The 26,375-nt window shown below is 73.1% G+C and carries 25 protein-coding genes; 10 read left to right on the top strand and 15 right to left on the bottom strand.

The genetic code is table 11. The annotated features are described in order from the left end of the window. Window positions 1-74 precede the first annotated feature (74 nt). The 6 genes from ptsP to ACOOHE_RS08625 all read right to left on the bottom strand — a co-directional run bounded on the left by ptsP (window position 75) and on the right by ACOOHE_RS08625 (window position 5,322). Window positions 75-1,937 carry a phosphoenolpyruvate--protein phosphotransferase gene (gene ptsP, locus ACOOHE_RS08650; RefSeq protein ID WP_420457401.1) on the bottom strand — a complete coding sequence of 621 codons (1,863 nt, stop codon included), beginning with the start codon at window positions 1,935-1,937 and terminating at the stop codon, window positions 75-77. A gap of 82 nt (window positions 1,938-2,019) precedes the next feature. Next, window positions 2,020-2,289: an HPr family phosphocarrier protein gene (locus ACOOHE_RS08645; protein WP_420457400.1), complete on the bottom strand. Its 270-nt coding sequence runs from the start codon at window positions 2,287-2,289 to the stop codon at window positions 2,020-2,022. Window positions 2,290-2,292: 3 nt separating this feature from the next. After that, window positions 2,293-3,276 (bottom strand): polyprenyl synthetase family protein, encoded by a 984-nt coding sequence (locus ACOOHE_RS08640; protein ID WP_420457399.1) that lies wholly within the window; start codon window positions 3,274-3,276, stop codon window positions 2,293-2,295. 1 nt (window position 3,277) lies between these two features. After that, on the bottom strand, window positions 3,278-3,928 hold the full coding sequence (locus ACOOHE_RS08635; protein ID WP_420457398.1) for an adenylate kinase: 651 nt from the start codon (window positions 3,926-3,928) through the stop codon (window positions 3,278-3,280). 59 nt (window positions 3,929-3,987) lie between these two features. After that, window positions 3,988-4,620: a hypothetical protein gene (locus ACOOHE_RS08630; RefSeq protein WP_420457397.1), complete on the bottom strand. Its 633-nt coding sequence runs from the start codon at window positions 4,618-4,620 to the stop codon at window positions 3,988-3,990. A 3-nt stretch (window positions 4,621-4,623) separates the two neighbouring features. Then, a complete protein-coding gene (locus ACOOHE_RS08625) occupies window positions 4,624-5,322 on the bottom strand; it encodes a LysE family transporter (RefSeq protein ID WP_420457396.1) in 699 nt (232 codons plus the stop codon). Between the two features lie 69 nt (window positions 5,323-5,391). Here ACOOHE_RS08625 and ACOOHE_RS08620 point away from each other — a divergent pair, with 69 nt between their 5' ends. Further along, complete coding sequence (locus ACOOHE_RS08620) at window positions 5,392-5,661, top strand: NifU N-terminal domain-containing protein (protein WP_420457395.1); 270 nt, start codon at window positions 5,392-5,394, stop codon at window positions 5,659-5,661. 72 nt (window positions 5,662-5,733) lie between these two features. On the opposite strand, the gene ACOOHE_RS08615 is transcribed toward ACOOHE_RS08620, so the two are convergent. Beyond that, window positions 5,734-7,317, bottom strand: coding sequence for a GMC family oxidoreductase (locus tag ACOOHE_RS08615; protein WP_420457394.1), 1,584 nt, complete (start codon window positions 7,315-7,317; stop codon window positions 5,734-5,736). Window positions 7,318-7,574: 257 nt separating this feature from the next. On the opposite strand from ACOOHE_RS08615, the gene ACOOHE_RS08610 reads away from it, so the two are divergent. Continuing rightward, window positions 7,575-8,732, top strand: coding sequence for an IS481 family transposase (locus ACOOHE_RS08610; protein ID WP_420454410.1), 1,158 nt, complete (start codon window positions 7,575-7,577; stop codon window positions 8,730-8,732). A gap of 196 nt (window positions 8,733-8,928) precedes the next feature. Here ACOOHE_RS08610 and ACOOHE_RS08605 read toward each other — a convergent pair whose 3' ends face one another. The 8 genes from ACOOHE_RS08605 to ACOOHE_RS08570 form a co-directional block, all read right to left on the bottom strand. Next, window positions 8,929-9,411 (bottom strand): type II toxin-antitoxin system VapC family toxin, encoded by a 483-nt coding sequence (locus tag ACOOHE_RS08605; protein ID WP_420457393.1) that lies wholly within the window; start codon window positions 9,409-9,411, stop codon window positions 8,929-8,931. Between the two features lie 159 nt (window positions 9,412-9,570). Further along, window positions 9,571-9,846 (bottom strand): hypothetical protein, encoded by a 276-nt coding sequence (locus ACOOHE_RS08600; protein WP_420457392.1) that lies wholly within the window; start codon window positions 9,844-9,846, stop codon window positions 9,571-9,573. 35 nt (window positions 9,847-9,881) lie between these two features. Then, on the bottom strand, window positions 9,882-11,045 hold the full coding sequence (locus ACOOHE_RS08595) for a ribonuclease D (RefSeq protein WP_420457391.1): 1,164 nt from the start codon (window positions 11,043-11,045) through the stop codon (window positions 9,882-9,884). Then, window positions 11,042-11,635 carry a redoxin domain-containing protein gene (locus ACOOHE_RS08590; RefSeq protein ID WP_420457390.1) on the bottom strand — a complete coding sequence of 198 codons (594 nt, stop codon included), beginning with the start codon at window positions 11,633-11,635 and terminating at the stop codon, window positions 11,042-11,044. Before ACOOHE_RS08590 ends, ACOOHE_RS08595 begins: the two co-directional genes overlap by 4 nt. Further along, complete coding sequence (locus tag ACOOHE_RS08585) at window positions 11,632-12,165, bottom strand: TlpA family protein disulfide reductase (RefSeq protein ID WP_420457389.1); 534 nt, start codon at window positions 12,163-12,165, stop codon at window positions 11,632-11,634. The genes ACOOHE_RS08590 and ACOOHE_RS08585 overlap by 4 nt, the downstream gene beginning before the upstream one ends. A 51-nt stretch (window positions 12,166-12,216) precedes the next feature. Beyond that, complete coding sequence (locus tag ACOOHE_RS08580; RefSeq protein ID WP_420457388.1) at window positions 12,217-13,860, bottom strand: M14 family metallopeptidase; 1,644 nt, start codon at window positions 13,858-13,860, stop codon at window positions 12,217-12,219. 146 nt (window positions 13,861-14,006) lie between these two features. Next, on the bottom strand, window positions 14,007-15,512 hold the full coding sequence (locus tag ACOOHE_RS08575; protein ID WP_420457387.1) for a sodium-dependent transporter: 1,506 nt from the start codon (window positions 15,510-15,512) through the stop codon (window positions 14,007-14,009). Window positions 15,513-15,551: 39 nt separating this feature from the next. After that, window positions 15,552-16,496 carry a ParA family protein gene (locus tag ACOOHE_RS08570; protein WP_420457386.1) on the bottom strand — a complete coding sequence of 315 codons (945 nt, stop codon included), beginning with the start codon at window positions 16,494-16,496 and terminating at the stop codon, window positions 15,552-15,554. Between the two features lie 369 nt (window positions 16,497-16,865). Here ACOOHE_RS08570 and ACOOHE_RS08565 point away from each other — a divergent pair, with 369 nt between their 5' ends. The 8 genes from ACOOHE_RS08565 (at window position 16,866) to ACOOHE_RS08530 (ending at window position 26,173) form a co-directional block, all read left to right on the top strand. Further along, window positions 16,866-18,491 (top strand): apolipoprotein N-acyltransferase, encoded by a 1,626-nt coding sequence (locus ACOOHE_RS08565; RefSeq protein WP_420457385.1) that lies wholly within the window; start codon window positions 16,866-16,868, stop codon window positions 18,489-18,491. A gap of 565 nt (window positions 18,492-19,056) precedes the next feature. Then, entirely contained in the window at window positions 19,057-19,644 is a 588-nt protein-coding gene (locus ACOOHE_RS08560) for a Maf family protein (RefSeq protein ID WP_420457384.1), read from the top strand. Between the two features lie 4 nt (window positions 19,645-19,648). Beyond that, complete coding sequence (locus ACOOHE_RS08555) at window positions 19,649-20,173, top strand: fasciclin domain-containing protein (protein WP_420457383.1); 525 nt, start codon at window positions 19,649-19,651, stop codon at window positions 20,171-20,173. Next, window positions 20,170-20,925: an SDR family NAD(P)-dependent oxidoreductase gene (locus ACOOHE_RS08550; protein ID WP_420457382.1), complete on the top strand. Its 756-nt coding sequence runs from the start codon at window positions 20,170-20,172 to the stop codon at window positions 20,923-20,925. Before ACOOHE_RS08555 ends, ACOOHE_RS08550 begins: the two co-directional genes overlap by 4 nt. 115 nt (window positions 20,926-21,040) lie before the next feature. Beyond that, window positions 21,041-23,788: a serine hydrolase gene (locus ACOOHE_RS08545; protein WP_420457381.1), complete on the top strand. Its 2,748-nt coding sequence runs from the start codon at window positions 21,041-21,043 to the stop codon at window positions 23,786-23,788. A gap of 227 nt (window positions 23,789-24,015) precedes the next feature. Then, on the top strand, window positions 24,016-25,233 hold the full coding sequence (locus ACOOHE_RS08540; RefSeq protein WP_420457380.1) for an FG-GAP-like repeat-containing protein: 1,218 nt from the start codon (window positions 24,016-24,018) through the stop codon (window positions 25,231-25,233). Between the two features lie 161 nt (window positions 25,234-25,394). Further along, complete coding sequence (locus ACOOHE_RS08535; protein WP_420457379.1) at window positions 25,395-25,796, top strand: hypothetical protein; 402 nt, start codon at window positions 25,395-25,397, stop codon at window positions 25,794-25,796. A gap of 50 nt (window positions 25,797-25,846) precedes the next feature. Continuing rightward, entirely contained in the window at window positions 25,847-26,173 is a 327-nt protein-coding gene (locus tag ACOOHE_RS08530; RefSeq protein ID WP_420457378.1) for an FmdB family zinc ribbon protein, read from the top strand. Window positions 26,174-26,375 lie beyond the last annotated feature (202 nt).

Here is a 26,375-nt window from a genome sequence, read left to right as displayed (position 1 = left end):
CAGAGAAGCCCCTCAGCCCGAAGGAGTGAGCGGGACGAGCGGAGGACGGGGAGGACGCCCTACGCTCCACGCATTCAGTCGGCGGGGTCGGCCGCCATCCGGTCGGCGATGCGGCGGGCGAGGCCGCCGTCGGGCTCGTCGAGGCCCAAGAGCTCGGCGAGGTCGCGGTTGTGGCAGGCGAGGAACGTTTCGAGCAGGCGGCGGACGGCGTCGGCGTCGGGCTGGCGGAGCGCGCGGCGGGCCAGGTCCTGGGCCTCGTCGAGCGTGAACGCGCGCAGGACGCGCTTGACGAGCGTGAGATAGGCCGGCGACGCGCTCAGCGTCCGGACGCCCAGGCCCACCAAGAGCGGCGTCACGCGCGGGTCGGCGGCCACCTCGCCGCAGACGGACACCGGGATGCCGGCGGCCTCGGCGGCGCGGACCGTCCGGTCGATGAGCCCGAGCACGGCCGGGTGGAGCTCGCGGTAGAGCCCGGCCACCAGGTCGTTGCCGCGGTCGACGGCGAGGGTGAACTGGGTCAGGTCATTCGTCCCGATCGAGAAGAAGTCGACGTTGCGGGCGAACAGGTCGGCCTGGAGCGCGACCGACGGGACCTCGACCATGATGCCGAGCGGGACGTCGGCGCGGAACTCGGCGCCCTCGGCCTCGAGCTCGGCGCAGACCGACCGGAGCGTCCGCCGGAACTGGCGGACCTCGTCGATGCCCGAGACCATCGGCAACAAGATCTTGGACGGCTCGGCGTCGGGCGCGGCGGCGGCGGCGCGGAGGACGGCGCGGAGCTGGGGCCGCAGCAAGTCCGGCTTGTCGAGCAGGATCCGCAGCCCGCGCCAGCCCAGGAACGGGTTGGCCTCGCGTCGGGCCATCGGCAGCACCTTGTCGCCGCCGAGGTCGAGGAGCCGGAACGTGACCGGGTCCGGGGCCGCCGCCACGACGGCATCGCGGTAGACCGCGTACTGCTGCTCCTCGTCGAGCGCGCGGCCCTGGGTCAGGAACAGCATCTCGGTCCGGAACAGGCCGACGCCCTGGGCCCCAAACTCGTGGAGCAGCGGGAATTCCTCCCGGAACTCGACGTTGGCCTGGAGCGCGACCGGGTGGCCGTCCTTGGTCTCCGACGGCGCGGCCAGGATCGCGTCGCGGTCGGCCGTGAGCCCGGCGAACCGGGCGGCCTTGGCCTCAGCCGCCGCCAGCGTCTCGGGCTCGGGGTTGACGATGACGGTCCCCGAGAACCCGTCGACCACCACCACGTCGTCGGCGTGGACGTGCTCGGCGAGCCCGTGCAAGCTGACCACGGCCGGCACGCCGAGCGCCCGGGCCATGATCGAGACGTGGCTCGTCGGGCCCCCGAAGTCGAGGACGACGCCGAGCACGCCGCGCCGGCTGAACAGGAGCACGTCGGCCGCCGTCAGGTTCTCGGCCACGACCACCTTGTGGGGGTCGATGCGCGAGACCGCCCGGCCCTGCTGGAGGTTGCGCAGGACCCGGTTCTGGACGTCGAGGAAGTCGGCGGCCCGCTCCCGCAGCGCCGCGTTCGGGCTCGCCTCGAGCCGCCGCCGGTGCTCGGCCAACACCGACTGGACGGCCCACCCCGCGCCCGTCGCCTGCTCGCGGACGCGCTGGACGACGGCGTCGTAGAACTGGCGGTCGCGGAGGATGAGGCCCTGGGCGTCGAAGATCCCAGCCGACCCCTCGCCCAGCTTCTCCCGCGCCACGACCACGATCTTGCGCAGCTCGCGCTCGCTCCGGCGGACGGCCCGCTCGAACCGGTCCAGCTCGGCCTCGACGTCGGCCGCGTCGAGCTCCTCGGGCTCGGCCTGGTACGCGCCCGCCGCGAACAGGTACGCCGGCCCGACGGCCACGCCGGGGGCCACGCCGATCCCCTCGACCCGGATCTCGGGGGGGCCGGCGGCTCCGTTCGTGTCGGGGGGCTCTGGGGTCATGGGTACGGGGTACAGGGTGCGGGGTGCCGGGCGGCCTGGGGCGGAGACGACCTCGGAAGGCCGCCCGTACCGCGTGCCCGGATTAGATGGCCTCGCCGAACCCGCGCTCGAACAAGGCCTCGAGCGCGTCGGCGGCCTCGGCCTCGTCGGGGCCCTCGAACAGCAGGTCGAGCGTGGCGCCCTGCTCGGCCGCCAGCGTCATCACGCCGATGATGCTCTTGCCGTTGATCTCGTAGCCGTCCTTCCGGATAAAGAACTCGGACTCGAACCGCGACGCCTCGCGGACGATCATCGACGCCGGGCGCGTGTGGACGCCGGCTTTGTTGCGGACCGTTACCTCGCGTGTGATCATGGCTTAGGACGTGCGGGTGGCGAGGCCGAGGGCGAGCGCGCGCAGGGCGTCGCCGGCGGGGCCGGGCGGGAGTGAGGCGAGCCCGGCCCGGCCCGCTTCGGTAAAGTGGCCGACGGCCTGGGCCGCCGTGTCGAGGACGCCCAGGGCGTCGAGCCGGTTGCGGACGCGGGGCACGTCGTCGGGGTCGAGGCCGCCGTCGAGCACGGCCGCGAGCCAGTCGCGGTCGGCCGCTCGGGCGCGGGGCCGGGCCGTGAGCACCAGGAACGTCCGCTTGCCCTCGACCAGGTCGCCGCCGATGGGCTTGCCGAGGGCCTGGGCGTCGGCCGTCACGTCGAGGAGGTCGTCCTGGATCTGGAACGCGCGGCCGAGCGCCACGCCCGCCTGGCGGAGCGACGAGACGGCGGCTCGCGAGGCACCGCCGAGGAGGGCGCCGAGCTCGAGCGCGTGCTCCAAGAGCGCGCCCGTCTTCCGGTCGATCATCGCGAGGTACTCGTCGGCCGTCACGTCGTCGCGCGCCTCGAAGGCCACGTCGAGCGTCTGCCCCTCGCACAGCCGGGCGACGGTCCGGTAGTGGGCCTCCGCCCGCTCCCCCGCGCCGTCCCCGTCGCCGACGACCATCCGGGCCGCCAGGCCCATCATCAGGTCGCCGGCCAGGATCGCCGTCGGCGTGTCCCACCGGCGGTGGACCGTCGGCCGGCCGCGCCGGGTCGCCGCGCGGTCCATGATGTCGTCGTGGACGAGCGTGAAGTTGTGGAACACCTCGACGCCGAGCGCGGCCGGCAGCGCCGCGGCCCGGGCGGCCTCGCCCCCGAACGCCTGGGCCGCCAGCAGCACGAGCGCCGGGCGGACCCGCTTGCCGCCGCCGTCCAGCACGTAGCGGACGGGCGCGTACAGCCCGGCCGGCTCGGCGGGCAGGTCGAGCGCGGCGAGGGCGGCGTCGACCTCGGCGGCGACGGCCGCGAGGGGGGGGTCGAGCGTGACGGCCACCTCAGATCCCGGCCAGGCCGCGGTCCTTGGCCAACACGCCCGAGATCCGGCCTTGGACCTCGTCGAGCGTCCCCGTCCCGTCGACCTCGAAGTAGCGAACGTGTTCGCGGAGGAACGCCTCGACCGGCGCCGTCTCCTGGTGGTACACCTCGAGCCGGTGGCGGATCGCGTCCGGCTCGTCGTCGGGCCGGTGGACCAGCGCGTCGGCGTCGAGGTCGGCCGGGGGCGGGTTAAAGTCGAGGTGGTAGATGGCGCCGGTCTCGGGGTCCGTCCGCCGCCGCGACAGCCGCTGGACGACGGCCTCGTCCGGCACGCGCAGGCTCACGACGGCGTCGAGCGGGGCGCCCGCGTCGGCGAGGTGGGCCAGGATCCACTCGGCCTGGGGGACGGTCCGCGGGTAGCCGTCGAGCACGAAGTCGCCGTGCGCCAGCGTCTCCAGGCGGTCGGCGACGATCCCGTTCGTGACGTCGTCCGAGACCAGCTCGCCGGCCTCCAGGAGCTCGCTCACGCGCGTCCCGAGCGGCGTCCGCTCGCGGATGGCCGTACGGAACAGGTCGCCGGTCGAGAGGTGGGTGAGGCCGTGGGCCTGGGCGAGGCGCTTGGCCTGCGTCCCCTTGCCGGCCCCCGGAGGGCCGAAGAGAGCGATTCGCATCGGGAGGCGTGGAGGGAGCGCCGAAGATACGGGGGCCCTCGCGCGAGGGCCCGCCGGCGTCAGTCGGCGAGCGCGTCGATCGTCCCGTCGTGGCCCGTGTACCGGCGGACGACGACGTCCATCGCCGCCTTGACGCCGAACCCGACCGCCGTCTGCAACGCGATGTCGAACGCCTGCCGCGACGACGACCGTTCCCGCTCGGCGCCCGCGCCGGTGTCGCCGTAGGCCACCGGCATCGGTTCCATCGAGCGGCGCAGCGCGGCCTCCGTGTCCTCCCCCCGCGCGACCCGGTGGGCCGCCTCCTCGAGCGCCACGTCGAGCCGCGCGCGGACGAACCCGACGGTGTCCTCGGGGTCGGGCCGTCGCTTGGCCCGGGCCCAGAGCCCGAGCAGCATCCCGACGAACGCGCCCGCCCCAGCGGCCCCGGCCACGAACAGCTCGGGCTTCTCCCGGATCCGGTCCGGGAGCGGGCGCCCGTCGATGTTGACGTCGTCGAACACCGTCATCGCCTCGTGCTTGAGCGCGTCGATGTGGTACTGGATGTCGCGCTCACGCGCGATCAGCCGCTGGCGGACTTGGTCGGCCGTGAGGTGGAGCTTGGCGAGGTCCGAGTCCGGGACGATCGCGCTGGGGAGCGAGTCGGGGCCGGACTCGAGGGCCTTGGTGGGGGACAGCGGGCCGGGTGTGGGCATGGGTCAGGCGGCGGCGTTGCGGACGGACTCTTCTTGGTCGCTCTGGATCTTCTCGCGGTCGCGGCTCTGGGTGTCGCGCTCTCGCCGGCGGGCTTCGGCCGCGCGCTCCTGCGCCCGGCGGACACTCCGGAGCCCGAGCCAGCCCAGCACGGCCGCGCCGACGAGGAGCAGGACCGTCGTGACGAAGAAGCCCCACGCGACGCTGCCGAGCAGGGCCCCGATCCCGAGGGCGATCGTGACGAACAGGAACAAGACGGCGGTCAGGGCCAGGAGCGCGGCCGGCACGAAGAAGCCGGCGGCGTTGGCGTAGTGCTGGAACCGCTCGATCTGGGCCTGAATCCCCTCGATCTGGCGCTTGACCAGGTCGATCCGGAGCTCGGTCCACTCCCTCAGGTCGGCCGAGAGCGCGGCGAGGTGGCCGGTCACCCGGTCCAGCTTGGTCTGGTGCGGCGGCAGCATCCGCGACTCCGGGGCCACCACGGGCGCGCCGCCGAGCAGGGGCGACGCGGCCCCGAGCGTCGGCGAGGGCTCCTCGATCCGGGCCGGCAGCGTGGACGGCGGCGCGACGGGCGGCACGGCGCGCGGGACCGCCCCGACGGGCGGGGGGCCCGGAGGCCCTGCCGGCGGCGGGTCCGCGGGGAGCGGGACGGACGGCGGCGGCACGGCGGGCGGCGGGACGGCCGGCAAAGGCGGACGGGCCATCGAGAGGGGGCGGAGCACGGAGAGGGACGGGGCGTACACGGCACCCCCGCCCCAGGTTGCCACTCCCCCATGACGATCTCTTCTCGCCCGACCCCCAACCCCGACAGCCTCAAGTTCGAGGTCGAGGGCGCCTCCGTCATCGACGGGGGCCTGTTCGCCTTCCACTCGGCCCGGGAGGCCGACGACCACGACCTCGGCCGCGACCTGTTCGCCATCCGTGGCGTCGAGACGCTGCTCATCGTGCCCCAGTTCGTGACGGTCACCAAGCACCCCGCCGCCGACTGGGACCAGCTCGTCGAGGGCATCGAGCACGTCCTCCGCCAGCACGTCGGGGGGTGAAGGGCGAGGAGTACGGGGGTGTGGGCGTACGGCAAGAGCACGCTCCGATACCCTCCTCCCGCTCTTCCACCCTCACCCCGTCGACACCGGCACCGCCGCCCGGATCAGGTCGGCGGCGCGCTCGGCGATCATCAGCGTCGGCGCGTTCGTGTTGCCGTTGGTGATCGTCGGCATGACGGAGGCGTCGACGACGCGCAGGCCCTCGACGCCGCGGACGCGGAGCGCGGGGTCGACGACGGAGTCCTCGTCCGCCCCCATCCGGCACGTGCCGACGGGGTGGTACAGCGTCTCGCACGTCTGGCGGACGTGCGCGGCCAGATCCCTGTCGGAGAACGACGCGGGGCCGGGTGAGATCGGGTCGCCGCGGAACCGGTCGAGCGGACCGGCCTCGGCGATCTCGCGCGCCAGCCGGAGCCCGGCCACCAAGACGTCGACGTCGGCCGGCTCGGCGAGCGCGTTCGGGTCGATAAGAGGGTGGGCCTCCGGGTCGGCGCTCTGGAGCCGCAAGCGGCCCCGGCTCAGCGGGCGAACCAACGTCGGGCCGAGCGAGAAGCCGTGGTCGGTCGGCGGCGTCAGGCCGTGGCCGGAAAAAAGGACGGGGGCCACGTGGAACTGGAGGTCCGGCACGCCGCCGCCGACCGTCGAGTCCGCGAACAGGCCGGCCTCAGCGATGTTCGACGCCAGCATCCCGCGCCGGCTGACGAGGTAGCGCAAGACGCTCGCCAGCCCCTCCGAGTTGATGAGCGAGACGGGCTCGGTCAGCGCGTAGTGGAGGCCGACGATCAGGTGGTCGTGGAGGTTGTCGCCCACGGCGGGCCGGTCGAGCACGACGTCGATCCCCAACGCCCCCAGCTCGTCGGCGGGGCCGATCCCGGACAGCATCAGCAGCTGGGGCGAGTTGACGGCGCCGCCGCACACGATCACCTCGCGCTCGGCCGAGATCCGCTCAACCCGTCCGTCGACCGCCACCTCGACGCCGACGGCCCGCCCGCTCTCGACCACGACCCGGCGGACGTGGGCGCCGGTCCGCACGGTCAGGTTGGGCCGGCGCGAGGCCGGCTTCAGGAACGCCGTCGCGGCCGACACCCGGCGGCCCCGCTTCTGGGTGAGCTGGTAGAGCCCGGCGCCGGCTTGCTCGGCCCCGTTGAAGTCCGGGTTGCGCGCGTGCCCGACGGCCTCGGCCGCGTCGAGGAACGCCAGGCTCACCGGGCTCGGGTCCTTCGGGTCCTCGACCCGGAGCGGCCCGCCGACCCCGTGGTAGGCGGACGCGCCGCGCACGTTGTCCTCGCTCCGCTTGAAGGTTGGCAGGACGTCCGCGAACCCCCAACCGTCGCACCCGTCGGCGGCCCACCCGTCGAAGTCGGCGGGGTGACCGCGGACGTAGATCATCGCGTTGATCGACGACGACCCGCCGAGCACCTTGCCGCGCGGCCAGTACAGCTCGCGGTCGCCCGCGCCGGGCTGGGGGACGGTGTGGTAGTTCCAGTCGGCCTCGGACTGGAACAGCTTCGAGAACGCGGCCGGGATGTGGATCTCGGGGCGGACGTCGCGGTCGCCGGCTTCCAAGAGGAGGACCGAGACGTCCGGGTCCTCGCTCAGCCGGGCCGCGAGCACGCACCCGGCCGACCCGCCGCCGACGATGAGGTAGTCTGTCATGGGATTCGCTTTGACGCAGTGCGGCAACGTACCTCCGGGCCGAGCCGTGTCCAAGTCGCCGCGGACCGCGCGGACCCCCAACGTCGGGGCCGGGCCACCCCGGCGAGCACAGCGCTTGCGGGAGGTCCTGCGTCGACGTGCAGCGGCGGGTTAGCCCGCTTTGGTGTACGGACCGGGTACATGGGTAACACTTCTGACCGGCAACATGGGTAACAGATCCGTTCACCGGCATAGTCCATCACCAGCCCCGATGCGCTATGCCCTGGATAAAGACCTGCCCCATGACCGAACGCGCCCGCTTCGTCCTCGCCCATCAGCAGGGCCTCTACTCCATGACCGAGCTCTGCGCTCGCTTCAACGTCAGCCGCAAGACCGGCTACAAGTGGCTCGGCCGCTTCGAGGAGGGCGGCCTCGACGGCCTTGCTGATCAGAACCGCGCCCCGAAGACGTGCCCCCACCAGACCCCGCCGGAGGTGGAGGCTCTCCTCGTCGCCTGCCGGGAGGCGCACCCACGGTGGGGGCCACGCAAGCTCCTCGACTACCTCGCCCCGCGTCACCCCGCCCTCGTGCTGCCGATGCCCTCGACGGTCGGGACCATCCTCAAGCGCCATGGTCTGGTCGAGCCACGCCGACGGCGGCGCACGGCGCGGCATCCGGGGGCGGTGCCGCTGACTACCACCGCTCCGAACGAGGTCTGGAGCGCCGACTTCAAGGGCGAGTTCAAGACGCTCGACGGCCTCTACTGCTACCCCCTGACGGTGGCCGACGCGCACTCGCGCTACGTGCTCGGCTGCACGGGCCTGCCGTCGGTCAAGCAGGACGGGGCGAAGGCGCAGTTCGAGCGGCTCTTCCACACCTACGGCCTCCCATCTGCGATCCGCACCGATAACGGGGTCCCCTTCGCTACACAGGCGCTCTGCGGCCTCTCCCGGCTCTCGGTGTGGTGGATCAAACTGGGCATCACGCACCACCGCATCGAGCCGGGCCGCCCGCAGCAGAATGGTCGACACGAGCGGATGCACAGGGACCTCAAGGCAGAGACGACGCGCCCGCCCGAGCGGAATCGGGAGCAGCAACAGGATCGCTTCGACGGCTTCCGCGCGGAGTTCAACGAAGAGCGCCCCCACGAGGCACTCGGCGGCGACACCCCGGCTTCGCACTACCGCCGCTCCGAGCGGGCACTGCCCGAGACGCTATCGGAGCCGGAGTATCCGGCGCACTTCGAGGTACGGTGGGTCTCGAAGTGTGGCACCTACAAGTGGAAGCGGCAGCAGCTCTTCATCAGCCAAGCGCTCGGGCACGAGTGGATCGCCTTCGAGGAGGTAGACGACGGGGTGTGGTCGGTCTACTTCTACGACGTGCTGCTGGCGCGGCTCGACGAGCGCGACTTCAAGCTTCAGGCCGCCGTAGCTTGAGCCGAAAGTGTTACCGATGTGCCCGGTCTAAACTGTTACCTATCTCCCCGGCTCCTACAGCTTCGGGGGTGCCTTTTGCTCCCGTTGCTGGCGCTCTTGCGCTCGCGTCCGATAGTACGCCAACAGCTTCTGAGGGTCGTGCCCGCATTCCGCCGAGATCGCGTGACGCGCATCGCGCACACGCCTGATGGCCGGGTCATCCTTCATCGTCGGTACCTCCTAGCAGTTCGAGTGGTGTCACTAGCGTCGGGACGAACAGCCCCAGGATAGTGTTTATACGCTTGATCTGGCCGAACTTGTTCGCGTTCGCCAGGTGGCGGCAGTTCCACGTCAGCAGGAAGTCGCACTTGTGGTAGGAGGCCAGCGCCAAGTGGAGCGCGTCACCGAGTGGGTCGTTCGGCATGAGCTTGTGCTGGATGTAGGCCGTCGCCACCTCCACGACTTCGGGTTCGATGGGGAGCAGCTCAAGCGGCTCGATCAGCGACAAGGCTCCCGCCCTAACCGGGTGGTCGCCTCGTTCGAGTTCGTCAACGACAGCATCGCTGGTGAGGACGTCGAAGGCGGAGCGATGCTCGTCCCACCACTGCCGCGTCCATGTGCGGCGGGCGACCATCTCAGGCTCGGTTCGGACTTCGTGGTAGAAGCTCGGGATAGTCGTCTCGATGTAGACGTTGAGCATAGCCACGGTATCCTATCTAAGGGCACCAGGAGGCATAACAGATGGACGCTCAGCCGCCGAGGGCTGAGGGCGGGGCGGTAGGTCAGAGCGCGAGATGCGCTGCCGCCCCGCCCGGAGCAAATCACGCTGATGCCCTCGGTCGGCCTGCAGCGGCGGGTTCTACGGCGGCCCACCCTGCGGAGACAGAAGCGAGTCCTTCGTTCCAGCTTGCTCCGCCAGCCGATCCCGAGCGGCTTCCAACGACTGCTCGTAGCTGTCGTCGCCGTCGGGCGGTACGATGACCCTATCGAGCGCGCCTTCCAGCCTCCACAGAGCGGCCACCTCGCCGCCGTGGACGAGGGAGTAGTCGCCTGTCTCGTCGCCACGCTCGACGAACGCGCGGAGGACGAGCGCCTCGTCGGGGGAGAGCGTGATCGTGACGGTCTCTTCGGGCACGGTTACAGGATGGCAAGCCGCCGTAGAACCAGAAGTTATGCCGCCACCGGCCACCCGTCCTCGCCGTCGAGGCGGACCGCCAGCGTCCCGCGCAGCAGCGCCTCCAGGTCGCGCCCGACGAAGTCGTAGCGCCAGCCGGGGAAGGCCTCGGCCACGGCATCCGGCCCGGCCTCGACAAGCGCCGCGAGCTGGGACTTGGTGGCGACGAGGCCCGAGTCGACCTCCTGGCGCTCGCAGCGACCGGCCAGGAAGCCCTGGGCCACCAGCAGACGAGCCGCACGGCGGTGGTCGTCGGGGCCCGGGCGTCCGCGCCGCTCGACCCGCTCGGGCTCAGCGGCGGCGCCGGCCTCGACGGCGCCGAGCAGGCCGTCGGCGTAGCGGCCCAGCTGGCGGTCGGTCAGGCGGAGCTTGCGCAAGTCGTCCTCGGACCTCGGCATCCGCTCGGCGACCTGGGCCAGCGCCTCGTCGGGGAGCACCATCCGGCGCGTCCGGTCCAGGCGGCGGGCCTCGACCTCGCGCCACGCGGCGACGGCCCGGAGCACGGCGCGCTGGCGGCCCGACATCCGGCCGAGCCCTCGCACCTTGAGCCGGTCGACGGCGTCGCTCGGGTCGGCCTCGTCGTAGAGCGAGCGCTCGTCGTAGCGCTCCATCTCGGAGGCGACCCAGGCCGTCCGGTCGCGGGCCTCGGCCTCGGCCAGCAGCGTGTCGTAGACGTCGAGCAGGAAGCGGACGTCGTCCTCGGCGTAGCGGGCCTGCGAATCGGAGAGCGGGCGCCGGAGCCAGTTCGACCGGGTCTCCCCCTTCTCGAGGCGGACGCCCGTGGCCCACTCGACCAGGTCCTGCAACGACGCCGTCGCCGTCTGCCCGACGAGTCCCGCCGCGCGCTGGGTGTCGAAGGCGTTGACCGGGAGCGAGTCGGTCGCGCGTGCCAGGATCTGCAAGTCCTGGGCCGCGTCGTGGAGCACCTTGACCACGCCCGGGTCCTCGAGCACGTCTCCGAGCGCGCCGAGCTGTCCGTCGAGGGCGACGGTGTCGACCAGGTGGATGTCGTCACCGCCGAGCCCAACTTGCACGAGCCCCAGGCCGGGGTAGTAGCTCCGCTCCCAGACGAACTCGGTGTCGAGGGCGACGGCCGGCAACGCTCGGGCGCGGTCGCAGAGCTGGCGGAGTCGGTCCGTCGTGTCGATGAGACTGCTCACTCGACCGCCCGCTTCAAGGTGCAGCCGAACGCCTGCGTCCGCTGGACCTCGATGGGCAGGCCGGCGACGCTCTGGTCCATGGCCTGCGCGAGGTACGGCACGCGGACGCGGTCGGCCGAGGCCGGGCTGTCGTCGAGCGTCCCGTCGTAGCGGAGGGCGCCGGTCCCATCGAAGAAGAAGGCGTGGGGCGCGTTCGTGGCCCCGAACGCGGCGGCGAGCCGGCCGTCGGGATCCGCCAGGTACGGCATCACCAGGCCGGCCGTGGTGGCCATCTCGCGCGAGGCCGCCAGCGTCTCGCGCTCGGACACGGCCGGGTCGTTCGCGTTGACGAGGACGAACCCGATGCCGGCCGGCGTGTAGCGCGTGGCCAGGTCCGCCAGGCGCGGGGTGTAGCGGTCGGTCCAGGGGCAGGCGTTGCTCCAGAACACGACGACGAGCCCGGCCGGGCCGCCGGCCGTCGCCAGCGTGGACTGGGCGCCGTCGGCCGTGGCGAACGACTCGGCCGCGAGCGGGACCGGGTCGCCGTAGGTCAGGCCTTGGGCGGACGCGCCCACAGCGAGCAAGGCAGAAAACAGGAGGAGTCGGGTCATGAGGAGGTGGAGCCAGTGCGGGCGGCGTCGACGGTGGCGACGAGCTCGTCGTAGCTCATCACCCCGACGTGCGTGTCCTGGACGATGCCGTCGCCGTCCAGGACCATCGTGATGGGGAGCGCGCCGCCGACGAACGGGTTGAGTTGGGACGTGACGTCGCCCTGGCCGGTGTAGAGGTACGACGGGTCGGAGACGTCGTGCTCGGCCAGGAACGCGCGGACGAGCGGGAGGTCCGTCGGCTGGTCGAGCGAGACGAACCGGACGTGGACGCCCTCGCCCTCCATCTCCTGGCCGTAGCGGACGAACTCGGGGAACTCCTGCCGGCACGGGACGCACCACGTCGCCCAGAAGTTGAGGACGACGAGGTCGGCGTCGAGCCCATCGAGGTCGTCGACGAGCGCCTCGGCGCTGGCGACCTCGACGAGCGGGAGGTCGGCGCCGGGGGCCGCGTCGGCGCTGGCGTCCGCGTCGGCGGTGTCACTCGTGCAGCCGGCGACGGCGAGCAGGGTCAGGAGGAGGAGGGGTCGCATGGGGAACGTTGGATCGGCGGGCTCAACGCACGGCGGGTGGGCGAAGTGCCGCTAGCGGGCGGGGGTTCGCTCGACGGGCACGCGGCCCGCGGCGAGCGCGTCGGCGACCACGCCCCACGTGACGAGCCCGTCGTCGGAGCGCGGCTCGAAGAGCATCACGGCCACGCGGCCGAGTGGCTGGTCGACGGGCACGATCAGCCCCGATCCGCCCGCCCCGGACGCCGGCTCCCACGCCCCGAAGACCTCCTGCTGGCGGACGTTCTGGAACGGCCGCTCGGCCGTGCGCACGCTGTCGAGGCGGAACCGCTGGCGGCCGGACGACGGGAAGGCGCCGCGGCGGTACGCGATCCCGTGCGCGTCGAGCAGGTCGGCCACAGCGTCGGCGGCGTCCTCGGCCACGAGGTACAGCGCTGGGGCGACGACGGTCTCCTCGGGCCCGAAGCGGACGTAGGCCGGCATCGTCTCGGGGACGCGGACGTCGCGGCGCTGGAGCATCGGCGAGCCCGTCACGGGGTGGGCGACCGTGTCGACCTCGCCCAGCAGGATCTCGACCGGCCGCGGCAGCGCTTGCCACGTCGCCCGGACGGCCACCCCCTCCCCCATCACGCGCTCGGCGTCGGCCCGGTTCGCCTGCTGGCGGACCGACGTGGCCTCCTCCCACACGCGCTCGACGATCTCCTCGACGAACCGCCGCGAGACGGCCACGCGCTCGGCGAACGGGGCGTAGCTGTACGCCTCCGACAGGATCCCGTAGCGCCCCCGCAAGCCGACGTAGTTGGTCGAGAACCGGGGCTGGCCACTGAACGAGTACCACCCACGCGGCGCGGCGGCCTCCTCCCCGAACGCGCCGGGCACGTTGCCGTAGTGGTACGTGGCGAAGCCGTCGGTCGCCAGGATCGCGTCCGAGATCGCGGGGAGCCAGCGGTCCCACAGGTCGGCGTCGATGCCGGCCGGCGTGTTCGGCGACAGGCCGGGCGCATACGTCAGGTGGTACCCCATCGCCGTCCCGTCGGTCGTGTGGAGGTCGACGACGACGTGGGGGTCGGCGTCGCGGATCAGGCCGACGAGCGCGCGCGCCTCGGGCGACGCGAGCTTCATAAAGTCGCGGTTGAGGTCGAGCCCGTCCGCGTTCGGGCGGACGCCCATCCCTCCAACGGGCCCGAGTTGCAACGGCCGGTTGTCATAGCCGATCCGCTCGTTCCCGTCGGCGTTGTAGATCGGGGCCACCATCAGCACGACCGAGTCGGCCCAGGCGGAATGCTCGCCGGCGGCGAGATCACGGAGCAACTCCAGCATGGCGTCTTTGCCGGCCACCTCGCCCCCGTGGATGTTGCCGATGACGAGGACCCGCGTTTTGCCGGTCGCGCGGATGGCTTCGGGCGTGGCCGCGTCGGCGCCCCAGACGGCGAGCGGGAGCGGGCGCCCCTCGACGGTCGTGCCGAACGTGCCGAGGCGCAAGTCCGAGAGCCCTTCGAGCTGGCGGAGGACATCGAGCACCTCGCGGTGCCGGCTCGTCCGCGTGTAGCCCGACTCCTCGGCCGGCGTCCGGACGAGCCGGGCCGACGACTCGATCCTTTCGACGCCAGGCATCGACCCCTCCACGGCCGGCGGGGCGCTGGCGCAGCCGGCGACGAGGGCGGCCACCAGGGCGACGACGGCAGGACCCCCCGTCCAGTCGCCCATCGCTTTGCTCAACGGGCGACTGGACTGTCCCCCTTCAAGGGGGACAGCCGGTCTCGCGCGGAGCGAAGCGATGGCGAGAGCGGCGGGGGGTCCGGCGGCGAGGAGGGCCCTGGCGACATCGCGTATTGTGCGCCTGCGGGGGGTCGGAGGAGTGGCCATCAGTCGGGGGTCGGGGCCGCCAGCCGGCGGACCATCCACTTGTTCAGAGCGAACAGCGCCGCCAGCGCGACCCCCCACTGGAGCAGGCACGTCGCGGCGCTGTACGGCTCGAACGGGTCGAGCCAGTTCTCGGAGTAGTCCGTCGCCGCGAGCCACAGCCACCACCCGAGCAGCACGACGGCCTGGAGCGGGATCGCGAACCGGATCCAAAGCTCCCACAGCCGGGGCAGCCGCCAGTCGGTCTCCGTCGCCACCTCGGCGCGCAACCGGGCCGCGCCGTGGCGGATGACCGCCAGCGCGATAAAGGCGCCCGACAGCATCAGGGCCACGCCCCACACGAAGTCCTGGTTGCCGAAGAACTGATCGGACAGCGCGCTCGGCACGCCCACCAAAAACGCCACGACGCCCACGCCAGCGACGGCCTTGCGGCGCGGCGTCCCGAGGTCGACGACGACGCGCGTCGAGAGCTCGATCATCGAGATCAGGCTCGACAGCGCGGCGAACGTCAGGGCGAGGAAGAACAGGACCGCCAGCGGGGCGCCCAGCGGCATCTCGGCGAAGAGCGCCGGCATCCAGATGAACGTGAGTCCCGTGCTCCGCTCGCCGCTCGTCCGCATCACGTCGAGGACCTCGGCCTGGCTCATCTGGGGCCCGAGGACGGCGAAGACGATCCCGAAGATCATGGTCCCGGCCAAAAGCGACACCGTGTTGTTGCCGACGCCCGTCAGCACGGCGTTGCGGACGACGCCGTCCTCCTTGCGCATGTAGGCCGCGTAGGTCAGGATCAGGCCCCACCCGGCGCCGGTGTCCCAGGCGTTCTGGGTCAGCGCCTCCAGCCAGACCGACGCCGAGCCCAGCGTGGACCAGTCGGGCGTGAACAGGTAGGCCACGCCCGCGCCGGCGCCGGGCAGCGTCAGCGCGCGCACGACGGCCACCACGACGATCGCCAGCAGCGTCGGCACCAACACCGTGTTCGCCCGCTCGATGGTCTTGACGCCGCCGCGCACGGCGAGCACGCCGAGGGCCATCATCCCGCCGTGGAGCACGATGGGCCAGGGCGAGGCCTGGAACGCCCGCCACGCCGCCAGCGACCCCTCGCTCGTCGGCGGCAGGCCCGACAGCGCCGACGAGGCCACGTAGTAGGCGCACCACCCGGCGACGACGCTGTAGTAGCACATGATGGCCGCGGCCACGAACGCGACGAACGCGCCCAGCCACGCCACCTTCGGGCCGGCCAGCGTCGCGAACGTGCCCACGACGCCCTGCCGCCCCCGCTGCCCCAGCGCGTATTCGGCGATGATGAGCGGGATGCTCCACGCCACCAGGAACACGAGCCAGGCGACCAGGAACGCGCCGGCCCCGTCCTCGCCCGCGTTCGACGCCGCGATCCGCGGGAACCGCCAGATGTTGCCGGTCCCGACGGCGATCCCGAGCACGCTCAGGATGAGCCCCCACCGGGACGTGAAGCGGGCGGACGAGGATGGGTCGGCCGAGACGGGGTCCATGCGGGAGGCGGCGAGGAGGGCGGGGTCGAGGGGGCGGCGTCAGGACGGGCCCGGGCGCTCCCACCCGGCCGGGCTCGGCACGGGCGCGTCGGCGTCCGCCGGAGGATCGGGCTGGAGCGCATCGGGGGCCGAGGTCGCCGGGGAGGGCGCCGACGCGGCCGACGGGCCGTGCGACTCGGACGGGACCGGCACGGACGGCGGGTCCTCAGCCGGAGCGCTCGCGGCCGGCTCGTCCAGCGCGTAGCCCGCGATCTCGTCGGCCGCCGCGAGGTAGTCGACGGCGCCGCGCGTCGTGTGGCGCGAGTCGAACACGGTCCGCCCGTCCCTACTGGCGACGGCGAGCGACGACGACGTCCGGATGGCCGTCGCCAGGACGGCGTCGTGGTACTTGGCCCGGAGGTACTCGGCGTAGCGGGCGTGCCGGTTGAGCCGGGCGTCGACCTGGGTCAAGAGGAACCGGGGCGTCGCCAGGCGGGGGTTCAGCTTGTCCTGGACGAGCCCGGCCGTCTGCCACGTCTGCTCGGCCCCGACGACGGGCTGGTACTCGGGCGTCACCGGGATCACGACGTGGTCCGAGGCGACCAGCGCGTTCATGGTGTAGACCGAGAGCGCCGCGGCCGTGTCGACCAGGATGAGGTCGTAGTCGTGGCCGGCGCGGACGGTCTCGCGGAGCCACAGGACGTCGGTCGGCCGGGTCAGCCGGCGGAGCGCCTTGGTGAGCCCCATCGACGAGCCGATCAGGTCGAACCCGCTGACGGCGTGGACGGGGAACGTCTGCAAGTCCGCCTCAGCGTCGAGCAGGCCCAGGCCCGAGTGCTCCGGCGGCGGCTCGGGCGCGCCCAGCATCCGCGTCAGGAACCCCTGGGGGTCGAGGTCGACGACCAGGACCCGCCGCCCCTGCCGGCCCATGGCGGCGGCCAGGTGGATGGAGGTCGTGGTCTTGCCGGTACCCCCTTTGTGGTTGCAGACGGTGAGGACGGACACGCGGAGCCGGGTGCGAGCGAGCCGCCAAGATAGACCGCCGTTCGGGGGGCGGCCGGAGCCACGCCCCCCCCACGGCGCGCGCGCACGTCCCTTTTCACCCTGAGCGCCACCGACGGACCTACCGGACGCGGGCGCCGAGTCGGTCGGGGCTCCCAGGCGGCGGGCCGCTAGATCCTTCGACTCCGGCCGACTTCGCTCACCAAACAGCTTCTCAGGACGACAAAAACCGGGAGGGCATCGGAGGTCGCGGTAGCCCCGGCACCGCCCTGGGGCGGCGCGGTCGCGGCGGCGTCGAGGCCGCCACCAGCCCGACCCGGTTAAGTCGCCCGCCGAGCGCCCGATACCGGGGCCGGCCTCCCCCGCAGCCCGATGGTCCCCCGCAAGCGCCCCCAGCCCCCCTTCAGCTCGTTCGGCTGGTCGCTCTCCGGCGCGCTCCTGATCGCGCTGAGCCTGCCGCCGCTGGGGATGTACCCGCTCGCCTGGGTCGGCCTGGTCCCGCTCCTCGCGCGGTGGGCCCAGCGCCGGCCCAGCGTCGACTACGTCCGCGAGCTGTACGCGCTGCTCCTGACCACGAGCTGCTGCGTCGGGTTCTGGCTCCTGTTCAACCCGGACGCCTCGCGCGCGGCGTTCGGCGGCGTCAGCCTGTTCGTCGTGCCGATCCCGCTCGTGGCCGCGTTCGCCGTGGCCGGCGTCGTCCGCGACCGGCTCGGGCTGGTGGCCGGGCTGGTCTCGCTGGCCGTCAACGTGCTGGCCGCCGAGTTCGTAACGCTGGCCGTCGGGATGTCGGTCCCGTGGCTGGTCCTGGGCTACACCCAGGCCGACGCCGTCGACTTTATCCAGATGGCCGACGTCGGGGGCGTCCTGCTCCTGAGCCTCTGGGTGTTGCTCTTGAACGTCACCGCGTTCCTCGCGCTCCCCCGCCCCGGGGCGTCCGGGGACCTCGCCACCAGCCGCGGCGCGTCGATGGCCGTGTTCACGGCGCTCGTCGCGGTCCCCGTCGCCTACGGCGGCGTCCGGACGGCCCAGGCCGACGTCCCCGCCGGCTACACGACGGTCGGCATCGTCCAGCCCGGCGTGTCGCCTCGCGACTGGGACGGCCAGGAGGCGGCGGTCAAAGTCGACCACCTCGCCGGGCTCTCCGACGAGCTGCTGGCGGGCGGCCCCCCCCGCGCGTCGGCCGGGGGCTCGACGGCGCCGGCCGCGCCTCCGAACACGTCCGGCATCCGGCTCCTCGTGTGGCCCCAGACGTCGCTCCCGTTTATGGGGACGGACCAGGGCGAGGCCCAGCTCTACGACCGGCTCCAGCGCTGGGCCGAAGCCCGCGGGGTGACGCTGCTGGCCGGCGCCCTCGTCGCCGCCGAGGGCGTCGAGCGCGGCCACCGGTCGCCCGACGCCGACGAGATCGCCAACGCGGCCGTCCTGATCCGGCCCGGCAAGCCGGCCCTCCGCTACGACCAGATGCGGGGCGTCCCGTTCGCCGACCGCGAGGCCGCCGCCGGCACCGACCGGGTCCTGTTCGACGCCGACGGGACCGAGATCGCGACGGCGGTCGGGTTCGAGTCGATGTTCGGCGACCACGTCCGCCGGTTCACCGAGGCCGGGGCCGACATCATCGTGGTCCTGTCCCGGAACGACCTCTGGGGCCGCTCGGCGGGCCTCTACCAGCACCTCCAGTTTACCCGGATGCGGGCCATCGAGTCCCGCCGCGCGGTCGTGATCTCGACCGTCAACGGGATCTCGGCGCTCATCCACCCCAGCGGCGAGATCGAGGAGACGGCCGGGTGGATGGACCAGGACACCCGCGCCCTCCAGGTGCCGACGTTCCGCGGCGAGACGTTCTACGTCCGCCACGGCGACTGGCTCGGGCGCTGGGCGCTGGGGCTGGCGCTCGTGTTCAACCTCGGCGCGATCGCCGTGTCGGTGTACGCGCCCGAGCTGGTCCGGTCGAGGCGGCTCGCGCCGGGGCCCGCCCGCCGTCGGCCGTCGGTGGCGTAGGACCGCGCGGGAGGCGGGCCGAGACCGCCAGAACAAGGGGGAATCCACTCCCACACACCCACCCTCCGAACCCGTTTCCGAGCCGCGAGTCGAAAATGCCCTCGCCCTGGGGAAGGGCTAAGGGGGAGCGCACGCTCTGGCGCAGACCTCCTGCTCCCCTTCCGGTTGCGGAGCCTGTCCTGAGCGGAGCCGAAGGGCTCCCAGGCCGGGAAGTTGTCTTCCTTCAAGGGCAGGGCCGCTACGTTCTCGGGCGCGAGTCGTATTCCTACACAAAACGACAGTCATCCCCGCGCAGGCGGGGATCCATACGGTGCCGCTCGCCGAACACAATGGCCGCATGGATTCCCGCGTGCGCGGGAATGACGACTGTCCATTGGTTGCTATCGACAGAACGTAGCAGCCCTGCCCTCAGGGGGGACCGTCCGGGCGCCCGTTGAGCGGAGCGAGGGGCGTGCGGACAGGGGGTCCGCCAGCCGGTGCCGGGGCGTCGTTCGAGCGTGCGCTCGCCCCGGGGAAGGGCCACGCCCGACGCTCCGCGACCACAACACGGGGCGATCTTGTGCCCATGCTGTCCCTCCGCGTCCCGCTCGTCCTCGCGTCCGCGTCGCCGCGTCGGCGCGACCTGCTGGCCCGGTTGGGGCTGGCGTTCGACGTCCGCCCGAGCGACGCCGACGAGACGTGGCCGGAGGGCCTCGACCCCGGACCGGCCGCCGCCGAGGTCGCCCTGCGCAAGGCCCGCGCGACGCCGGCCGAGGGCGCGCTCGTCCTGGCCGCCGACACCGTCGTCGTGCTCGACGGCGAGGTCCTGGGCAAGCCGGCCGACGCCGACGACGCGGCCCGAACCCTGAGACGCCTCAGCGGCCGGACGCACACGGTCGCGACCGGGATCGCGCTGGGCCTCGACGGCCGGGAGGCGACGGCGTTCGAGACGACGGCCGTCACGTTCGCGGCCCTCTCCGACGCCGAGATCGCGGCCTACGTCACGACCGGGTCGCCGCTCGACAAGGCCGGCGCGTACGGGATCCAGGACGACCTGGGGGCCGTCTTCGTCGAGCGGATCGAGGGCGACTACTTCAACGTCGTCGGCCTGCCGCTCCGGCGGCTCTACGCGACGCTGCGCGTGTTCGTCCCCGACTTGGTCTCGCTCGCCTGACCCGATGCGCTTGTTCCTCGCCCTCCTCCTCGCGGCCCTCGTCGGCTGCGCCGAGGACCCCGCCCCGACGCCTCCCCCGCCGACCGACCCCGCCCCGGCGCCGGCCGTGGACGGCCGCCAGTCGGTCGCCGACGTGGTCTCGGCCAACCCGCAGTTGCGGACGCTCGCCCGGCTCCTGGCCGCCAGCGGGCTCGACGCCACGCTCGCCGACACGGCCACGACCACCACCCTGTTCGCCCCCACCGACGACGCCTTCGCCGCGCTCGGCGACGACGCCGTCGCGGCCCTTGAAGCCGACCCCGACGCCGCGCGCGCCGCCCTCCTCGGCCACGTCGTGGCCACCCGGATGCTCTCCGTCGACGTGTTCCCGGACCTGTCGATCGAGACCGTCGGCGGGTCCGAGGTCTCGTTTGTCGAGGCCGGCGACGGGCTCGCCGTCCGCTCGGGCGGCACGACGGCCCGGATCACCGACGCCGACCTCGACGCCGACAACGGCGTCGTCCACCTTATCGACGCCGTCCTCCGATGACCTCCGACGGCCCCGTCTACGTTCTCGTTGGGGGCACCGGCGGCATCGGCGCCCCGCTCGCGCGGCGGCTCGCGGGCGAGGGCGCCCGCGTCGTGCTCGGCGCCCGCGATGGCGACCGGCTGGCGGCGCTCGCCGGCGAGATCGGCGCCCGGGCGTTCACGCTCGACGCGACCGACGCCGACGCCGTCTCGGGCCTGGTCTCGGCCGCCGCCGAGGCCCACGGCCGGGTCGACGGGGCCGTCAACCTGGTCGGCTCGATCCTGCTCAAGCCGGCGCACGCGACGTCGCCCGACGAGCTCGACGAAACGCTCACGCTGAACCTCAAGACGGCGTTCTACCTCGTCCGCGCGGCGGCCCGGGCGATGCCGTCGAACAAGGAGCCGGGCGGTGGCTCCATCGTGCTCCTGTCGAGCGTGGCCGGCCGCTACGGGTTGTCGAACCACGAGGCGATCGCGGCGGCCAAGGCCGGCGTCGAGGGCCTCGTTCGGTCGGCCGCGGCGACGTACGCGCCCAAAGGCATCCGCGTCAACGCCGTCGCGCCGGGGCTCGTGAGGACGCCGCTGGCGGGGCGGTTGGTGGCGACCGAGCAGGCCGAGGCGGCGTCGGCCGCGCTCCACCCGTTGGGGCGGATCGGCGAGCCCGAGGATCTGACCGACGCGCTCGCGTTCCTGCTCGACCGCGGGCGGAGCGGGTGGGTCACCGGCCAGACCCTGTCGGTCGACGGCGGCTTCGCGACCGTCCGGCCCCGATAACCCGGCGCCGGGGCACGGCCGAGGCCGGCGCCGACGTTGGGCACAAGCGGCGACCCCTGCGATTCCGCCGCGTATGTTGATCCCGATGGCGCGTCCCCCCGGACCCCGCACCTCTATGTCTCTGATCGTCAAGGTCGCCGTGGCCGTCGGCCTGGCCGCCGCGGCCCTCTGGTCGTCCACGTCCGTCCCCGTCACCGCGCCGCCCGTGGCCCCCGTCCTGTGGGCGTCGGCCGAGGCGCCCGCTCGGGCCGTCGCCGACACCCTGTCCATCGGGGCCGCAATTGGGCAGTTGGTCGCGGCGCCGGAAGATGCCGCGGGGCTGGCCGGGCTGATCGACGCCGGCCGCGTCGGGCGCGTGGTCGTCTCGCCCCGGACGGTCGACGCCCAGCTTCGCCGGGTGCGGGCGTGGCAGGACCGGGCGCCGCTCCCGGTCGCCCTGGCGACCGACGCCGAGCACGTGGCCGTCGACGGGCCGGAGACCGCGAGCGCGGCCGTCCTGGCGGCGGCGGGCCGCCCGGACCTCGCCTACATGACCGGGAAGGCGCGGGCGGAGGTGGCGCGCGGGCTGGGCGTCCAGGTGTCCGGCACGCGGCTGGCGCTGGCGGCCGGAGCCTCCCCCTACGGCCCGACCGCCGGCGGCGCCGTCGAGCAAGGGCTCGTCCGCGGCCTGCGCGCGGGCGGCGCCCTGCCCGCCGCGCACCTGGTCGACGCGAGCGGTCTCGACGCCTTCGACGCGCTCGCCGGGGCCGGCCTGATGGAGGTCGACGTCGACGTCTCGACGGCGGACGGCGCGGCCCTCGTCGGGGCGATCCGCGACCGGGGCACCTTCAACGGGCTCGTCGTCGCCGACCTCGGGCCGTCCGGGAGCGCCGTCGCGTCGGTCCTGGACGGGGCGGACGTGGTCGTCTCCCCTGCCCCGGCCGTGGCCTACGACTCGCTGGCCCGGGCCGTCCGCACCGGCCGGCTCTCGGCGGCCCGAGTTCGGGAGGCGGCGCGGCGGGTCCTGGCGGCCAAGGCGTGGAGCGGGCTCGACCTCGACCGCCCCCGCGCCTCCGACGTGGGCGACGCGGCGGGAGGCGGGATCCGGATCGACCCGTGGCGGGCGCCCTCGGCGTCGCTCGACCACCGGGCGGGCCTGCTCGCGACCGAGGTGGCCCGCGCCGGCGTCACCGTGATCCAGCGCGACGGCGGCCCGCTCCCGCTCGTCGGGCCCGGCGCGCGGCGCGTGTTCACGGTCCTGCTCGACCCCGGGCTCGACGCCGACCTCGGCGTCCCGTTCGCGAACGCGCTCGCCAGCGCCCTCGGGGCGGACCGGGCCGCGAGCTACGCCCGGCTCGGCCTGGGCGACCCGTCGAGTATCGAGTCCCAGGCCCTCACCGCAGCGGCCGACGCCGACCTGGTCGTGCTCGCCGCGTTCCCCGAGGCCGACGGGCGGCTGGCGCCGCGGCACCTTGCGTTTGTCCGCGCGCTCAACGACCGGCGGCCGGTCGTGCTGGCGGCGTTCGGCGACGCCCGGCTGGCGGCCGGCGTGCGGCGCCCCGAGGCGCTCGTCGTCGGGTACGACGGCTCGCGGGCCGCGCAGACGGCGGCGGCCGAGGCCGTCGCCGGCCAGATCGGCGTCTCGGGGCGGCTCCCCCACGGCATCGCCGGGCTCGCGGCGGCCGGCGACGGCGTCCGCTTCCGGCAGCAGGCGGTCCGGCCGGGCGCCCCGGAGGAGGCCGGGCTCGACCCCGAGGCCGCCGCGCGCGTCGACGCGGTGATGGAGCGGGCGCTCGCGTCGGGCGCGTTCCCGGGCGGGGCCGTCGCCGTCGGGCGGGCCGGCGTGCTGGTCCGGCTCCGGGGCTACGGCCGGCTGACGGCCGGCGGCGCCCGCGTCACGCCCGACACGCCCTACGACCTCGCCTCGCTCACCAAGGTCGTCGGGACGACGGCCGCCGTGATGCGGCTGGTCGAGGACGGCCGGCTCGACCTCGACGCCAAGGTCACCGACTACGTCCCCCGGTTCCAGCCCCGCGGCGGCGCGTCGGTCACCATCCGCCAGCTCCTGGCCCACTCGGCCGGCCAGCGCCCGTGGTACCCGTTCCACACCCGCGGCCTGACGACGCGCGAGCGCGCGCTCGACTTCATCTACGCCGACACGTTGCGGACCGCGCCCGGCCGGCGCTCGACCTACAGCGACTTCGACATGATCGTGCTCGGCGAGGTGCTCCAGGCCGTCACCGGCGAGGGCCTCGACGACCTCCTCGACGAGCAGGTGTTCGGGCCCTTGGGGATGGCGGCCACGGGCTTCCGCGCCGTCGGCACCCGGGACCCCGACGCGGCACCGACCGAATACGACGGCACCTGGCGCCGGCGGACGTTGCAGGGCGAGGTCCACGACGAGGCCGCGTCCGTGTTCGGCGGCGTCGCCGGCCACGCCGGCCTGTTCTCGACGGCCTCCGACATGGCCCGGTTCGCGTTCGTGCTCGCGAACGGCGGCGAGGGCTACGGCACGCGCCTGTTCCGGCGGACGACCATCGACCGGTTCACCGAGCGCGTCCGCCTGCGGAGCACCTACCCGACCGGGCTCGGGTGGATGGTCAACCACGGCGAGACGTCGGCGGGGTCCGAGTTCGGGCCGCGCTCGTTCGGCCACACCGGGTTCACCGGCACGTCGATCTGGGTCGACCCCGACCAGGAGCTGTTCGTGGTCCTGCTGACGAACCGGGTCCACCCCTCGCGGCGGAACACGCGGATCCGCGACGTCCGCCCGGCCCTGGCCGACGCCGTGGCCGGGGCCGTCCGGACGCCGCCCGGCGAGCCGGCCCGGGCCTGGGGCTTCGGCCCCGTCCCCGCCGACCTCCCCCGCGTCGCCGAGCGGTAGAACCGGTGGTTCGGCGGCGCTACCTAACCCACGTTGTGCCTCCGGTCCTCGCGTTCGTCCGGACCGAGGACGGGGGACGGAAGGCCGCCGGAGACTTCGTCAGGGAAGCCGGTCCCCGGTCCTTCGTCTCCGGTCCCACCGCCTCTTTCGGTTCCGACACCACTCGGGTTACCTGCATGCCCCTCGGGCACCCTGCAAAACTCTCGCGAGTCATGTTCAGATCAGTCTTGTTTGCCGCTCTCATCGTCTTCGGGACGGCCTGTGACACCTCCGCCCCATCTACTTCGGCGGTACGCTCGTTCGTCCAGGTAGATGTCATCTCGCCTGACGACTACCCGTTTTACGGCGCTCTGGCTACTGGAGACGTGGATGGTGACGGCGATCCCGACTTGCTCGTCTCTGGCGTCAACCGGGAGCTAGGTCAGGACCGGGCCTTCGAGCAACGGGTGTTCTTGAACGACGAGGGGCGGTTCAGAGCTGCGGCCCTCCTCCCGGAGGACCTCGCGCGGCGGGCGGGGCGAAGCCAACTCGGTGACTACGACGGCGATGGGGATGCGGACATCCTGTTCGGCAGCCTCGATAGCGGCCCCTCCGTCGTCCGTGTCTACCCATCGCTCGGCGCGCGCTTCGGCACCGGGATCGACATCGCCAGCGAACGGACTAGCCTTCTGCGTTGGCTTGACATCGACGGCGACGGCGACCTCGACGTGGCCACCATCGACAGGGCCAACTGCGAGACTGGACTCGCGATCTACCGGAACGACAGGGGGGCGTTCACCGCGTTGGCTCCGGTGCCGGGCGCGGGGCTCGGCTTCTTGGAGCCGGGCGATGTTGACGGCGACGGCGACCTCGACTTGATCGCGGGGGGGTACGAGAGCGGGTGCAACTTCCCCTCCCCCGGCGTCACGACCCTCTTCCGAAATGAGCGGGGCACGTTCGTCGCGTCGGACCTGGGACTGGAACCCATCACCGGCTCTCGGACCATCGCGTGGCTCGACGCTGACGGAGACGGGGATCAGGACCTGCTCTATACCGGGTCCTGCGTGGAAGTGGGCGGTGGGTGCGCCGCCACGTTCGACGAGGTCACAGCGCTCTACCGGAACGACGGGGGCCGCTTGACGAGGACTCCTCTCGACCTCGGCCGGATCACGGGCGTGCGAGGGGTAGCTGTCGCGGACTACGACGGCGACGGCGACGACGACTTCGCCGCGTTCGGGGTCACGGCAGGGGGGGAGTACGTCGCGGGCATCTACACGAGCGGCAGCGACGGTTTCGCTGAGGTGGAGACGGGTCTAACGGGGGTCAAAGACGGCGGGCTTGCTTGGGCCGACTATGACGGCGACGGCAATCTCGACTTACTCGTGTCGGGGTCGGGGAACACGAACGTAGTCGGCGACGGCTTCATCACCGTGCTCCGGCAAGTGTTAGGTAGCGAGGAGACGTAGGGGTCTCCGAACACCGCGCCGCCGAACCCGCCGCTGCAGGCCGACGATAGGCTCTAGCGTTCTCGGCGTCTGGTGGCTCCGGCGCTTACGTTGCCCGTCTGAACATCCGCAGCCTCAGCCTCTCGCGGCTGAGCGGTCATCTGTCCTGTCGCCCTCACGCCATGCGCTACGCCTTGTTCGCCCTGGTCCTCGCCGCCGCGCCCGGCTGCGATGTGGACGGATGCGAGACGTTCGCGTGGGACGGTCCCGCGCTCGTCGTCTTCGTCCGCGACGCGGAGACGGAGGCCCCGTTGGGCGCCGGGGTCTCCGTCGTGGCTCAGGCGGACGCCTATTCGGAGCGACTCACGCTGGTAGAGTCGCAGCCGCCGGTGTTCGAGGGGCTCTCCCTGGCTCACGGCCGGCCACCCGTCGATGCCGGGTCGTACACCGTGACGGTCTCGGCCGGGGGATACGAGCCGGCCACGGCTGTGGCCGAGGTCGTGGCCGACGACGTCTGCTTCAGCACCCCTCGGCCGAGCGGGCCGGCCGAGCTGACCATCGAGTTGACGCCCTCCGCGCCCTGACAGGAACCCGACGGCGCGCCGCGCGGTGCTCAGCCCTCGCCCCCCACGCCATGCCGACCTACACCTACCGCCGCCCCGACGGGACCACCTTCGACGTGTTCCAGAAGATGTCCGACCCCGCGCTCGCCGAGGACCCAGAGACCGGCGTCCCGGTCCAGCGCGTGATCTCGGGCGGCGCCGGCCTCCAGTTCAAGGGCGACGGCTTCTACATCACCGACTACGCCAAGAAGAGCTCCGACAAGGGCTCGGACTCCGGCGACTCGAAGACCGAGTCCAAGAGCGAGTCCAAGGCGGACGCGGCCCCAGCGAAGACGGCGGACGCGAAGACCTCGACCTCGTCCAACGGGGCCTCGAAGGGCTCGTCCACCGACGACTGATACGAGGTCCCGGAGTTTGTGCCTCGCGCTCGGGCGACGGACCCTCACCCTGTCCCTCTCCCAGAGGGAGAGGGGACGCCGGGAGCGGCCTCGCGGTGACGAGCGGCCAGAGGCACAAACCATCAGAGCCGGTATGGTACCGGAGCCGGTCGACCGGCTTGGCGTCCCCCAGCGTCGTCCCCCAGCGTCTGACGTAGGCCGG

It is taken from the genome of Rubrivirga sp., from assembly GCF_965213695.1.
Lineage (GTDB): Bacteria > Bacteroidota > Rhodothermia > Rhodothermales > Rubricoccaceae > Rubrivirga.
Note: the sequence above shows the minus strand (reverse complement) of the source record. Positions and strands in the feature narration are given on the sequence as shown.

Excerpts from the sequence above, each read along its gene's own strand:
- ptsP (WP_420457401.1), bottom strand. The coding sequence starts at position 1,937 with ATGACCCCAGAGCCCCCCGACACGAACGGAGCCGCCGGCCCCCCCGAG.
- ACOOHE_RS08645 (WP_420457400.1), bottom strand. The coding sequence starts at position 2,289 with ATGATCACACGCGAGGTAACGGTCCGCAACAAAGCCGGCGTCCACACG.
- ACOOHE_RS08635 (WP_420457398.1), bottom strand. The coding sequence starts at position 3,928 with ATGCGAATCGCTCTCTTCGGCCCTCCGGGGGCCGGCAAGGGGACGCAG.
- ACOOHE_RS08630 (WP_420457397.1), bottom strand. The coding sequence starts at position 4,620 with ATGCCCACACCCGGCCCGCTGTCCCCCACCAAGGCCCTCGAGTCCGGC.
- ACOOHE_RS08625 (WP_420457396.1), bottom strand. The coding sequence starts at position 5,322 with ATGGCCCGTCCGCCTTTGCCGGCCGTCCCGCCGCCCGCCGTGCCGCCG.
- ACOOHE_RS08620 (WP_420457395.1), top strand. The coding sequence starts at position 5,392 with ATGACGATCTCTTCTCGCCCGACCCCCAACCCCGACAGCCTCAAGTTC.
- ACOOHE_RS08615 (WP_420457394.1), bottom strand. The coding sequence starts at position 7,317 with ATGACAGACTACCTCATCGTCGGCGGCGGGTCGGCCGGGTGCGTGCTC.
- ACOOHE_RS08610 (WP_420454410.1), top strand. The coding sequence starts at position 7,575 with ATGCCCTGGATAAAGACCTGCCCCATGACCGAACGCGCCCGCTTCGTC.
- ACOOHE_RS08605 (WP_420457393.1), bottom strand. The coding sequence starts at position 9,411 with ATGCTCAACGTCTACATCGAGACGACTATCCCGAGCTTCTACCACGAA.
- ACOOHE_RS08590 (WP_420457390.1), bottom strand. The coding sequence starts at position 11,635 with ATGACCCGACTCCTCCTGTTTTCTGCCTTGCTCGCTGTGGGCGCGTCC.
- ACOOHE_RS08585 (WP_420457389.1), bottom strand. The coding sequence starts at position 12,165 with ATGCGACCCCTCCTCCTCCTGACCCTGCTCGCCGTCGCCGGCTGCACG.
- ACOOHE_RS08575 (WP_420457387.1), bottom strand. The coding sequence starts at position 15,512 with ATGGACCCCGTCTCGGCCGACCCATCCTCGTCCGCCCGCTTCACGTCC.
- ACOOHE_RS08565 (WP_420457385.1), top strand. The coding sequence starts at position 16,866 with ATGGTCCCCCGCAAGCGCCCCCAGCCCCCCTTCAGCTCGTTCGGCTGG.
- ACOOHE_RS08560 (WP_420457384.1), top strand. The coding sequence starts at position 19,057 with ATGCTGTCCCTCCGCGTCCCGCTCGTCCTCGCGTCCGCGTCGCCGCGT.
- ACOOHE_RS08555 (WP_420457383.1), top strand. The coding sequence starts at position 19,649 with ATGCGCTTGTTCCTCGCCCTCCTCCTCGCGGCCCTCGTCGGCTGCGCC.
- ACOOHE_RS08550 (WP_420457382.1), top strand. The coding sequence starts at position 20,170 with ATGACCTCCGACGGCCCCGTCTACGTTCTCGTTGGGGGCACCGGCGGC.
- ACOOHE_RS08545 (WP_420457381.1), top strand. The coding sequence starts at position 21,041 with ATGTCTCTGATCGTCAAGGTCGCCGTGGCCGTCGGCCTGGCCGCCGCG.
- ACOOHE_RS08535 (WP_420457379.1), top strand. The coding sequence starts at position 25,395 with ATGCGCTACGCCTTGTTCGCCCTGGTCCTCGCCGCCGCGCCCGGCTGC.
- ACOOHE_RS08530 (WP_420457378.1), top strand. The coding sequence starts at position 25,847 with ATGCCGACCTACACCTACCGCCGCCCCGACGGGACCACCTTCGACGTG.